General features: G+C 70.1%; 10 protein-coding genes. 1 reads left to right on the top strand and 9 read right to left on the bottom strand.

The window, feature by feature from the left end; translation table 11 throughout:
- Positions 1 to 28: 28 nt before the first annotated feature.
- The 7 genes from AB0M67_RS31860 to ctaD form a co-directional block, all read right to left on the bottom strand.
- Positions 29 to 913: a DUF4255 domain-containing protein gene (locus AB0M67_RS31860; protein ID WP_365751020.1), complete on the bottom strand. Its 885-nt coding sequence runs from the start codon at positions 911 to 913 to the stop codon at positions 29 to 31.
- Positions 914 to 917: 4 nt separating this feature from the next.
- Positions 918 to 1,676, bottom strand: a complete 759-nt coding sequence (locus tag AB0M67_RS31855; RefSeq protein WP_365751019.1) for a hypothetical protein — start codon at positions 1,674 to 1,676, stop codon at positions 918 to 920.
- Positions 1,669 to 2,415 (bottom strand): hypothetical protein, encoded by a 747-nt coding sequence (locus tag AB0M67_RS31850; RefSeq protein ID WP_365751018.1) that lies wholly within the window; start codon positions 2,413 to 2,415, stop codon positions 1,669 to 1,671. The genes AB0M67_RS31855 and AB0M67_RS31850 overlap by 8 nt, the downstream gene beginning before the upstream one ends.
- A gap of 133 nt (positions 2,416 to 2,548) precedes the next feature.
- Positions 2,549 to 3,073 (bottom strand): phage tail protein, encoded by a 525-nt coding sequence (locus AB0M67_RS31845; protein WP_249950016.1) that lies wholly within the window; start codon positions 3,071 to 3,073, stop codon positions 2,549 to 2,551.
- 28 nt (positions 3,074 to 3,101) lie between these two features.
- Positions 3,102 to 4,952, bottom strand: a complete 1,851-nt coding sequence (locus AB0M67_RS31840; protein ID WP_365751017.1) for a phage tail sheath C-terminal domain-containing protein — start codon at positions 4,950 to 4,952, stop codon at positions 3,102 to 3,104.
- A 452-nt stretch (positions 4,953 to 5,404) separates the two neighbouring features.
- Positions 5,405 to 5,746, bottom strand: a complete 342-nt coding sequence (locus AB0M67_RS31835; protein WP_365751016.1) for a hypothetical protein — start codon at positions 5,744 to 5,746, stop codon at positions 5,405 to 5,407.
- Between the two features lie 70 nt (positions 5,747 to 5,816).
- Positions 5,817 to 7,547: a cytochrome c oxidase subunit I gene (ctaD, locus tag AB0M67_RS31830; protein ID WP_365751015.1), complete on the bottom strand. Its 1,731-nt coding sequence runs from the start codon at positions 7,545 to 7,547 to the stop codon at positions 5,817 to 5,819.
- A gap of 471 nt (positions 7,548 to 8,018) precedes the next feature.
- Between ctaD and AB0M67_RS31825 the strand changes: the two genes are divergently transcribed.
- The gene (locus AB0M67_RS31825; protein WP_365751098.1) at positions 8,019 to 9,101 is read left to right on the top strand and encodes an NADH:flavin oxidoreductase; all 1,083 of its coding nucleotides are present in this window, start codon (positions 8,019 to 8,021) and stop codon (positions 9,099 to 9,101) included.
- Positions 9,102 to 9,171: 70 nt separating this feature from the next.
- Here AB0M67_RS31825 and AB0M67_RS31820 read toward each other — a convergent pair whose 3' ends face one another.
- Both AB0M67_RS31820 and AB0M67_RS31815 read right to left on the bottom strand, forming a co-directional pair.
- The gene (locus tag AB0M67_RS31820; protein ID WP_365751097.1) at positions 9,172 to 10,632 is read right to left on the bottom strand and encodes a carboxylesterase family protein; all 1,461 of its coding nucleotides are present in this window, start codon (positions 10,630 to 10,632) and stop codon (positions 9,172 to 9,174) included.
- A gap of 14 nt (positions 10,633 to 10,646) precedes the next feature.
- Positions 10,647 to 11,939: a cation:proton antiporter gene (locus tag AB0M67_RS31815; protein ID WP_365751014.1), complete on the bottom strand. Its 1,293-nt coding sequence runs from the start codon at positions 11,937 to 11,939 to the stop codon at positions 10,647 to 10,649.
- Between the last annotated feature and the right edge of the window lie 185 nt (positions 11,940 to 12,124).

Below are 12,124 nucleotides of genomic sequence, written 5' to 3'. Positions count from 1 at the left end.
CACCCGCCCCCGTTTCCCGCACCGCGCCTCAGCTCTCCGCGCCGTCTTCGCCAGTGCCGTCCCCGTCAGTGCCGCCCCCGCCTGTGCTGGGCTTTCCACGCGTGTGGGTACGCGTACGAGAGGCGGACGCGGCCCGTTTGGCCGCGGGCCTGGCGGCGGCGGTCTTGCCCGCCGCCCGCTTCTTCGCGGGCGCGCCGGCCTTCGGATCCGGCTTCGTCGCCGGCTCCGTGGCGGCCTCGCCGACGCCTGACGGCACCTTCGGCGGTTCCGCCGTCGGCGGCACCGGCGCGCCCGGCGCGCCCGGCGCCCCGAACGGCAACACCCGCACCGTCCGCCGCTCCACCGGCTTCGCCGGGACCGGCTTCTCGCGGCCCTCGATCAGGACCAGCGAAGCCTGGTACGCCACCGACAGCGTGTACGGCGTCTGATGGAGCATCCCCCACAGCTTGGATGTCTCGTCGATGTCCATCACCGTCGGTGTGAAGCGCACCCTCTGCGCCGACGCCGCCAGATCGCTGCCCGCCAGATACGGACGTTCGGCGGCGAGCTCGATCAACTCGCCCGGCAGGACGGGGAATTCGTGCAGAGTCCGGATCACGCACCCGATCAGCCGCTGACCGACCAGCTCCGTCTCCTCCCCGTACGCGCTGATCAGATAGTGCAGATCCAGCGCCGCGGCGGGCCGCTTGACCAGCGTGCCGTCCGACGCGCGCGTCGGCAGATCGGTGTGGCGCATCGAGGCGTTCGGAGTGACCTGGTACAGAAAGACATTGACGGTCGGCTCGGTCGGTGGCTCGGCAGGCGGTTTACGGGTCTCCACCTTGACCGCGATATCCATCTCGGGCCCCAGATTGCTCTCGATCAGCAGGGCCAGGGCCTGGGTGACCGTCGCGATGGCAAGCGCGTTGCTCATGGCCTCAGTTCCTCTTCTCGCCGCGCGACAGATAGTCGTCCAGGGTCAGCGCGGGCGCGCGCCGTCCCGTGCGATCGGTGCGGTCGGCGGCGGGGGAGCGATTCCCGCCCGGCGGCGCCGCGCTCACTTCGAGCCGGCCGATCTGTACGTGCACGACGCGCTCGGCCTGCTTGGGCGCGCGCCGTCCCACCCCGTTCGGCGCGGCGCCCCGGGCGGCGGCGGTGTCGGCGTCGCGCGGTCTGAGCGACGTGGGGGCCGCCGGGGGAGCGGGGGCGGCGGCGCGCGGCGCGGTGGCGGGCGCGGTGCGCGGTGCGCCGGATACCGGGGCCGCCCCGGGCCGCCGTGGTACGCGCGGGCTGTCCTCCGCCGCCGGACGCGGTACCGGAGTCCGGTGTGACAGCGGCGGGAGCAGTGGCCCCGTACTCGGTGTGGCGACGGAGCCGGCGGGGCGCCCGGGCTCGACGCCCGGACGTAGCGCCTCGGTCCGTACCACCGTCTGCCGGTCCGTCCGGACCTCACGCTCCTGGTGCGTCAACTCGGCCGGGGTGAGGGCGGGTTGGGGAGCGTACGGGATCAGCGCGGCGGGCTCGTCGGGTTCCCGCGGGCCGGACCGCAGCGCCTCCACCCGCTCGTACGGGCCGGGCAGCCGTGGCCGGACCCGCGCCATGCCCCCGACGCCGTCCGTGCCCCCGGCGCCCCCGGCACCGGCCACCCCGGGCACGGGCGTGTACCGGGCGAGCAGCCGGTCGAAGTAGTCAGGCATCCGTACACAGCTCCAGGTAGTAACGACGCCGCAGCGGGCTGAGCGCCAGGATCTCCGGCTCACTCCACCCGTAGGCGCTCGCGAGCAGATGGACATCGAGCAGCAAGTCCCTTGCCCAGGCGTCCAGTTCGGTCCACAGATACGAGGTGATGTCCAGTGCGGCGGGGGTGGCCCCGCCGCACTCGGGGCAGTTGACGCTCAGCGTCACATCGGCCGCGGGATCGGCCTCCGCCGCCTTCTCGGCGAGCCGCCGCTGTATCTCCGCGGGCAGCAGCGCCGCCAGCCGCTCCGGTGGCACCGTCTCCCCGCTCCGTACGGCCGAGACCGCGCAGCGCGCCACCAGCAGCCGACGGGCCTCCGCCGCGTCCGGTGCGGAGCCGGCCGCCGCGAGGTCGGCGACGGTGGGCAGCCGGAACTCCACCACCCAGTCGCCTTCCTCGACGCGCAGCGGCCCGTCAGGAGTCCGCCCCCGCACGCCCAGCGAGGTCGCGTCGAGATCGAACTCCATCGCCTCCGCGCACGACGCGCACTCGACGCGGACCTGCATGCGCTCGCCGAACAGCGCCCGGCGCAGCGCGAAGAGATCCGCCTCCCGCGCGCCGACCGGCATCGACAGCAACTCGTCGGTGCCGGCCCCCGGACGGGCCGCCCGGTGCAGCAGCAGAGACCGTCCCGCGTCGCGCTGCGCCAGCCCGGCTTCCCAGGTGGCGAGCAGCTCGGCCGGCCCCGTCGGCGTCATCGCTCACTCCTCCGGTGTGCGGGTGGTATCGGTGGTGCGGCTCCGTGCGGAGAGGTGGTGCCCCTCCGCGTACGGAGGTGCTGCCCCTCCGCGTGCGGAGGTGGTGCGGCTCCGCGTGCGGAGGTGTCGTGGATCAGGCCGGATGAGTGAACGACGGCTCGACCGGCTCCTCCACCTCGTAGTCCCGCTCCCAGCCCTCGCATTCGAGCTTGACGCTCTGGATGGCGACGGCGTTCGCGTTGGCGTCCAGCTCGCCGAGCACCTGGTACTCGCTCACCCAGGCCCGGTAGAGCTTGTGCGAGACGGCCACCTGCCCGGCCTCGTTGAGGACCTGGATGATGATGTCCTTGCGGAAGTCGCGCAGTGAGACCTCCGAGCCGAGCCCGGCTCCGACCTGCCAGACCTTGTTGGCCCAGCGGTCGAACTCCGGGTCGTGGGTGACGCCGCGTTCGAGCGTGACCCCCTCGAACTCGGAGCGGCCCGGCGACTTCCGCGGTGAGCTGGGGTCGCCGCCGTGGCGGTGTTTGACCACTTCGGTGGTGCGCTTCAGTGGACTGATCTTGCTGACGCCCGCGACCGTTCGACCGTCCCACAGGACCAGGAACTTGAAATTCTTGTAGGGGTCGAAGCGATGGGCGTTGATCTGGAACTCAGCCATCGGTTTCCTTCGTGTTCCTTTTCCTCGGTTACGACAGGTCGAACTGCCCGGCCACCTGCTGGATCTTCACGATCACGAACTCCGCGGGCTTGACCGGCGCGATACCGATCACGACATTGACCACTCCGCGCTCGATATCCGCCTCGGTGGTGGTGTCCTTGTCGCACTTGACGAAGTACGCCTCGCGCGGCGTGCCGCCCTGGAAGGCGCCCTGCCGGAAGAGATCGTTGAGATAGGCGGAGGCCTTCAGCCGGATCTGCTGCCACAACTGCTCGCTGTTGGGCTCGAAGACGACCCACTGCAGACCGCGGTAGAGACTCTCCTCGACATGCAGCGCGAGCCGGCGCACCGGCACGTACTTCCACTCGCTGTCGAGCGCGTCCGCGCCCTGCAGCGTACGGGCGCCCCAGACCAGCGGACCGACCACCGGGAAGGTGCGCAGACAGTTCACCCCGAGCGGATTGAGCAGTCCGTTCTCCCGGTCGGTGAGCTTGACGGTCAGCGCCCTGACACCGGCCAGCCGCGCCTCGGTCCCCGCCGGTGCCTTCCAGACGCCGCGCTCGCCGTCGGTGCGGGCGATGACCCCGGCGATGGCCCCGGACGGCGGGAAGGGCCGCAGCCGTCCCGTGAGCGGGTCCGTCAGCTGGAGGTGCGGGAAGTACAGCGCGGCGTGATCGCTGCGTACGGGTTCGAACGCGCCGATCCCGGCCCGCGCGGCGTCCACGCCGCCCCAGGTGGACGGCGAGTCCACGAGCAGGAAGATCCGCCGCTCCCGGCACAGTTGCTCGGCCGCGGAGAGCACGGTGACCATGTCCTCGGTGGACTCGTACGCCGAGAGCTCGGGCAGGGCGAGCAGATTGACATCGTCCACATCGCGCAGCGCCTGCACACCGGTCTTGCGCGCCTCGCTGCCGATGAGATCGCGCGGTCCGGGCGGGTCGCCGTCCTTGCCGCCCTTGAGCGGGAAGACGGGCGGGTTGACCGACGCCTCAAGGCCCAGGTCATTGGCGCACTCGCCGACGAAGCGCACCACGTCGTCGGGGTCGAGGGAACCGGCGACGACCTGGATCCTCCGGCCGAACGCGGTGACCTCGGCGCCGGCGAAGGTGTGCTTCCCCGGGGCGTCCGGGAGCGCGCGCAGCTTGCGTTCCAGCAGGAGGGCCAGTTCCGTGACAGTGGTCGGCGCCTCGCCGTCGTGGTCGGGATCGTGGAGCGTGAACTCGCGCTCCACATCCCCGATCTTCACCTTCAACTCGACGTTCAGATCGGGCAGTTCCGCCGAAAAGGGCTTGGAGACCGTACCGGAGGGGTCGGGCCTGTCCTCGTCCAGGGCCTTGACCCGGACGAGAGAGGAACCGGCGTTGACGACCGTCTCCACGAACCGCCCGTGGCCGGTATTCATCGACAGACCGGTGAAGGTCTCGCGGGCGCCGCCGCGCGCGTCGAGGATCCGGAGATTGAACGTCTTGTCCGGGGTCGGTGTGTCGTGGTCGACGGCCACCCGCAGCCCCGAGCCCCAGACGCCGGGCTCCTTGGCACGTACCTCAAGCACCGGGCACTGACTGTGCCCCTCGGTGGATTCGAGTGTGACGCCGGCTTCTTCGCCGGTGCCGGCCTTGGCCACGCGCACGATCACCGCGACGGATCCGCCGTTGCCGAAGAACTGGTGGACGGCGTAGCTGACCGCGCTCTGGGAGGTGAGCCCGCCGAAGCGGCGCTCGAAGTCCGCGAAGCTGGTGATCCGCACGGGTTGATTGAGCGGACCCCGGCGGGTGTGCCCCACGAACGCGGTCACCGAGGTGGTGACCGAGGCGATGGTACGGATGCTGCTGGGAAGCTCTTCGATGTAAACGCCGGGATAGCCCATGTGCGTCGGCATTCCCCCTCCATTCCCTTCGCGCACCAAGAGATGAGGAGGGGAGGTGAAGAGAATGTGCATATGCGCCGAACTCGCTTACGCGTTCCCCGTTGTTCCCCCGTCACACACCCCGTGCGATATCGGTCTCGCAGGGCCATCCGCATGCGTATGCGAAGGGCGCATGCGTATGCGTCAGTGGCTCCTGATGCATGAGTGCCGATTGCGAGTCTGGATTGTGCGTCAAGGGATGGTCAAGAGAGCGATTCGGTCATTGGGTGATCGTTTAGCGCGATGTCGTCCGTGAGCGAAAGGGCATGGTCGGAGGGGTATCGCCGGACGGGTATGAAGATGAATTCACGGCTGCTTCACAGGACCACTCGATCCCGCGCGAGAAACAAGCCGAATTGAAATCCGTCCGGCGCGCCGCCTTGCGTCCGGTTCATACGATATACGCCCGCCTGGGCGATTTCTTGTCAGCGGGTCAGATAGGTGACCGCGCTACAGGCACCGCTCGCCGCCCCGATGGCCACAACGGCCGCTGCCACCGTGCGCGTTCTGAGTCGCCGGTAGCGCGCGGTGTATTCGCGGCGCAGTTCGGTCGCGCGATCGGAGATTCGTACGAGCATCGCCCGGGAGGCGGCCAGCCGGTCCGCGGTGTAGACCCTCTCCACGTCCTCCCGCTGGGCCGTGGTCAGCCAGGGCAATTGCGCGGTGAAGCGGGCCGCTTGCCGGCGTACGTCCTCGACCTCCGCGCTCCAGAGCAGATAGCCCTCGATCTGGTAGAGACCACGGGCGCTGTCCTTGTCGGGCTCCACGCATTTCTCCTTACTTTCCCATGTGCCCTCCCCCTACGCGCCGCTCTCTTCATGCAAGGCACCAGGACGGCTATTTCCGCTGGTCACCCGCTGCCGAAGGGGTGGCGGCGCCGGGGTTGTTCAGCGCCTCGTCGAGCAGCCGGATGGACGGGTAGTGCAGATCGAACGCGGGGGACTCGGAACGGATACGCGGCAGCGTGATGAAGTTGTGCCGCGGCGGGGGACAGGAAGTGGCCCATTCCAGCGAACGCCCGTACCCCCAGGGGTCGTCGGTCCCGACCGGCTTGCCGTACTTGGTGGTCTTCCAGACGTTGTAGAAGAACGGCAGCATCGACAGGCCGAGAACGAACGAGGCGATCGTGGAGACGGTGTTCAGCGCGGTGAAACCGTCGGCGGCGAGATAGTCCGCGTAGCGGCGCGGCATACCCTCGGCGCCCAGCCAGTGCTGGACGAGGAAGGTGCCGTGGAAACCGGCGAAGAGCGTCCAGAACGTGATCTTCCCGAGCCGCTCGTCCAGCATCTTGCCGGTGAACTTCGGCCACCAGAAGTGGAATCCGGCGAACATCGCGAACACCACCGTGCCGAACACCACATAGTGGAAATGCGCCACCACGAAGTAGGAGTCGGACACGTGGAAGTCCATCGGTGGCGACGCCAGGATGATGCCGGTCAGACCGCCGAAGAGGAACGTGACCAGGAAGCCGATCGACCAGAGCATCGGCGTCTCGAAGGACAGCGAACCGTTCCACATCGTGCCGATCCAGTTGAAGAACTTCACCCCGGTCGGCACCGCGATCAGGAAGGTCATGAACGAGAAGAACGGCAGCAGCACACCACCGGTCACATACATATGGTGCGCCCAGACCGTGATCGACAGCCCCGCGATCGAGATCGTCGCCGCCACCAGACCGATATAGCCGAAGACCGGCTTGCGGCTGAAGACCGGGAGGATTTCCGTGACAATGCCGAAGAACGGCAGGGCGATGATGTAGACCTCCGGATGGCCGAAGAACCAGAAGAGGTGCTGCCACAGGAACGCCCCGCCATTGGCCGCTTCGAAGACATGCGCGCCGAATTTACGGTCCGCCTCCAGCACGAGCAGCGCGGCGGCCAGAACGGGGAAGGCGAACAGGACCAGTACGGCGGTCAGCAGCACGTTCCAGGTGAAGATCGGCATCCGGAAAATCGTCATGCCCGGCGCGCGCATACAGACGATCGTGGTGATGAAGTTGACCGACCCGAGGATCGTACCGAAGCCGGAGAAGGCCAGACCCATGATCCACAGATCGCCGCCGACCCCGGGCGAGCGGACCCCGTCCGTCAGCGGTGAGTACGCGAACCACCCGAAGTCCGCCGCGCCGTTCGGAGTGAGAAAACCGGCTACGACGATGAGCGACCCGAACAGATAGAGCCAGTACGCGAGGATGTTGAGCCGTGGGAACGCCACATCGGGCGCGCCGATCTGCAGCGGCATGATCCAGTTCGTGAATCCGGCGAACAGCGGTGTCGCGAACATCAGCAGCATGATCGTGCCGTGAATCGTGAACGCCTGATTGAATTGCTCGTACGAGATGATCTGAATACCGGGACGGCCCAGTTCGGCGCGCATGAAGAGCGCCAGCACCCCGCCCATGATGAAGAACCCGAACGACGTGAGGAGATAGAGCGTGCCGATCGTCTTATGATCGGTGGTGGTCAGCCACCCCACGATGACTTTGCCCGGCTCCCTGCGCCGTACCGGCAGCTCATTCTCATAGCTGTCGTCGGCCTCCGCCGATTCTTCCGTGCCCGTCGTGGTCACTGCAACGCTCCTCCGGTCAACAGTGGCGTGTGAACTCGGCAGCAGCATGGCGTTGCTCGCACCGGGCCGGTGCGACCTTCTTCCCTCCGGCGCGTCGCGAGAATCGTCATGGCCTTCCCCGGAATTCTCCGAAAGCGTGCTGTCACTGGGCCGAGGGGCGGCTTCGCCACGTATCGAGGACTCCGCGCCCGGCAATCGCGGCCGGGCCACATTCACCCGATCGTGCGGTCCCCGCTCGCCGTCCGGGACCGACCGGAGGCGCCCGCGCGCACAGCGGGACCGGAGCGGGAAGACCGGCGAAGCTCTCCGCCCAGGTGAGCTTCCGGGCCACGGAATACGCTGCCGACCCACCTCGTTGAGCGCGGGGGAGTGAGTGACAACTCTCCAGCGATCAGAGGGAGACCAACCGTGACATCGACGGTACCGACGGCATCGGCGAGCCCCCACGAGCCGGCGAACCGGGCGGGACAGATCCTTTCCCGCCCTTTCAGCATCGGGGACCTCGTCCTGCCGAACCGGATCGCCATGGCGCCCATGACACGTAACTTCTCGCCCGGTGGTGTCCCCGGCGCCGATGTCGCGGAGTACTACGCGCGCCGGGCGGCCGGCGGCGTGGGTCTGATCATCACGGAGGGGACCCATGTCGACCATCCCTACTCCGGGCGCGAGCAGCGGATCCCGCGCTTCTACGGGGAGGACGCGCTCGCCGGCTGGGCCCGGGTCGTCGATGCCGTACACCGCGCCGGCGGCCGGATCGTTCCCCAGCTCTGGCAGGAGGGCACCGGCCGGGTGACCGACGACGACTCCGTGGCGAAGGCGGTCAGTCCCTCGGGGCTGGGCCTGGACGGCGCCCCGGAGGGCCGGGCGATGAGCCTCGCCGAGATCGACGAGGCCGTCGCGGCCTTCGCCGCCGCGGCGGCCGATGCCGAGCGCCTCGGGTTCGACGGTATCGAGCTGCACGGAGCCCACGGCTATCTCATCGACCAGTTCCTCTGGTCCCGTACGAACCGCCGTGGCGACGCCTACGGCGGCGACGAGGCGTCCCGGATCCGCTTCGCCAGCGAGATCGTCGCGGCCACGCGCGCGGCCGTGTCGGCGTCCTTCCCGATCATCTTCCGGCTGTCCCAGTGGAAGGCGTACCACTACACCGCCAAGGTGACCGAAACCCCCGAAGAGCTGGAACGCCTGCTCACCCCGCTGGCCGAGGCGGGCGCCGATGTCTTCCACGCCTCGACACGCCGGTACTGGGAGCCGGAGTTCGACGGCTCGGAGCTGAATCTCGCGGGCTGGGCGAAGAAGCTGACGGGCCGGCCCACCATCACCGTCGGCTCCGTCGGCCTGGACAGCGTGTTCCTGGAGGCCGTCGAGCAGGGCAAGGTCAAGGGGGTCGCGGGTATCGAACCGCTGCTGGACCGGCTGGAGCGGGACGAGTTCGACCTGGTGGCCGTGGGGCGCGCGCTGCTGGCCGATCCCGAGTGGGCGGTCAAGACGATCGAGGGACGGGCGGACGAACTGGTGCCCTTCGACACCGGCGCGCTGACCCAACTGCGCTGACCCAACTGCACCGCACCGCACCGCACCGCGCTGACGCCTCGCGCCGGCCCCTCCGCGCCCTCGCCTTCGGTCAGTCCCAGGCGCGGCGTTCGTCGTCCCGTGGGGCGTGGACGACCTCGGGGGCACCGGGGCCGTACGTCATCACCGGCCGCGAGGCGTCCCAGGCGGGCCAGCCCGGATCCCCCGTGGTCGCGAAGCGCACCCAGTCGGCGTGCATGGTGTCCGCGAGGGACTGGGGCGCCCCGGTGCCGGTGAGCGCGATCGTGGCCGGCTCGCGCAGGGTGTCGAAGACGAAGCCGATCTCCAGGGCGTGGCACGCGCCGAGCCGCTGGACCGGCGATGGCCAGGCGAACTCGTAGAAGTAGCTGGCGGCCGGGGCCTTCCGGCGCGCGTCGGCGAGCCGGGTGAGCGGCACGCGCAGCAGCCGGTCGGTGGCGAGCGCGCCGAGCAGCTCCCCGGGCGACGCGTCCGGCCGGTTGGCCCGGTACACCGCCGCCGTCCGGCTCCGTACCCGGAACCGGGCCATGGCCAGCCGCAGGGTGACCGGACCGATCCGGTCGAGCGCGCCGCTGGGTATGAGCCACAGCCGGTACTCCTCCGAGGTGGTTCCCATCAGCAGACCGATCTCCGCGCCCTGCCCCGCCGCCAGCGCGACGGCCGGCTCGCGGGGCAGCACCTCGCCGTCGACCACGAGATCGAAGCTCGCGCCCCCGCCCAGCGGGCTGCCCGCGGTCATCTCGCGCTGTGCGCGGAGCAGCCGGTCGCGGTCCACTCCGGCGAAGGCCGCCGCCGTGGCCGGGACCCCCAGCCGCCGGGCGATGCGCCGGGTGGTGCGCCGGGCCACGGCCGGGGTGACGGCGGACGGGACACCGCTCTGCAGCACGGCCCGCCGCAGCAGGCCCGCGGAGAGCGGGGAGGCCAGGATCCCGGCGATGGAGAACGCCCCGGCGGACTCGCCGAAGACGGTGACGAGTCCGGGATCGCCGCCGAAGGCCGCCACGTTCCGCCGTACCCACGCGAGCGCCGCGAGTTGGTCCCGCAGCCCCAGGTTGGCGGGCGCGTCGGGGAACATCCCGAACCCCTCGACACCGAGCCGGTAGTTCAGCGACACGAGGACCACGCCGTCCCGGGCGAACGCGGCGCCGTCGTAGGTGGGGACGGCCGAGGAGCCGTGCCGCAGCGAGCCGCCGTGGATCCAGACCATGACGGGCAGCCCGGCGCGGCCCGGATCGGGGGTCCACACATTGAGGTTCAGACAGTCGTCCCCCGGCACGGAAGGATCGGCCAGCAGCCGGTCCAGTGGCGGGGCGTACGGCAGCTTCGGGGCGGTCGGCCCGAAGGCGGATGCATCGCGGACACCGTCCCACGGCGCGGGCGCGGCCGGTGCGCGGAAGCGGTACGGTCCGACGGGCGCCGCGGCGTACGGGATACCGCGGAAGACGGCGACCCCGCGCTCGATCCGGCCGCGCACCCGGCCGTACTCGGTGCTGACGACGGGTTCCCCACCGGCGACGGGTTCCGCGTCACCGATCCCGCGTGGCCCGGTCACGGACGCCCCTCCCGCCCGCCGCGCCGACGAGCACGGACGGCGCCCGCCCCCATCCCCCGAATGGGCAGATCGTCCGCGGCCGGGCCTGCCGGGGGCACACCGGTGACGGCTGACGCCTTTCCGTAGCGCTGGGCGAGAGGGGCGGAGGAGACGCCGTGCGCGACGACGCTGAGGAGCACGGTGCACGCGACCACGGGGACGATCGACTGCCAGGCCGGCGGGGCGAGTTCCTCGACCGCCAGCAGAGCGAAGATGACGGACGCCAGCCCGCGTGGGCCGAACCAGCCCACGAACAGGACGGTTTTCCCGTCCAGACCGCTCCCGGCCAGGGCCAGGGCCACGGCCATCATGCGTACGACCGTCAGGCTCAGTACCGCGTAGAGCGCCGCCTGCCAGGTGAGGTGATCGAAGGCGGCCGGTACCAGTACGGCGCCGAAGAGGAGCCATACCAGCACGGAGAAGAGCGAGGCGGTCTGCTCGACGAACAACAGCACAGGCCGCCGGGCGCCGTGCGTCGAGCCGAAGGCCAGGCCGGCGACAAAGGCGGCGACGAAGCCGTTGCCGCCGATCGCGATGGCGGAGGTGTAGCCGAGGAGGGCCAGCGCCAGGACACCCGTCCCGGCGACGTCCTCCGTGGCCCAGCCCCTGCGCAGGCCGAGGCGCAGCAGCCATCCGGCCATCAGTCCGAGCAACGCGCCGTAGACCAGGCCGATGGCGAGTTCCACGAGGGCGCCACCGGGCGTATGTGTGTCCGACGCGCTCCCGGCCGCGGCCACCCCGGCCAGGGCGAGTACGACGAACGGGGTGGCGATGCCGTCGTTCAGACCGCTCTCGACGTTGATGAGCCGGCGAATCCGCGCGGGCACGACCGGATCGACCATCATGGTGGCGCCGAGGGCGGCGTCTGTCGGAGCGAGCGCGGCAGCGACGTACAGCGCGGCCCACCCCGACACGCCGGGGAGCAGCCCCATGGCCAGCAGGGTGCCGAGACCGATGCACATCGGCAGCCCGAGCAGCAGAAGCCGTCCGTACAGGCCGAGTTCCGGCCGCAGGGCCCGGAAGGACAGCCGTGCGGCATCGGTGAAGAGCACCCAGGCCAGGGTGACTTCGGCGAGTGTTCGCACCGTCCCCGGTGACGGGGCCAGGTCCAGTACGCCGATTCCCTCGCTCAGGAGCAGGCCCAGCAGTACGAAGGTCACGGGGGCGGAGAGTTCGACGCGCGCCAGCCGCTGCGAGAACAGACTCCAGAGGAAGAGAAGGAGCAGGATCAGTGAGAAGGTTCCATCCACCGTGGACTCCGTAACCGTGGCGCGCGTCGTCGGCTGGGTCCTGCCGGCCTGACAGGGCGTAGGGCGTGTTGCGAAAGTCCCGCCTGGCCTGCGACGCCCGGCACGCACGCTCGCTGCGTTGTCGGATCACCCCAGTACGTCCAGTACTGGGGAGACCCTCCGCCTTGCGATCGCACGCACCGGAC

The sequence above is a fragment of the Streptomyces sp. NPDC051662 genome (assembly GCF_040681655.1).
In the GTDB taxonomy this organism is placed as follows: domain Bacteria; phylum Actinomycetota; class Actinomycetes; order Streptomycetales; family Streptomycetaceae; genus Streptomyces.
The sequence above is the reverse complement of the archived record's forward strand: the minus strand, read 5'-3'. Positions and strand labels throughout refer to the sequence as shown.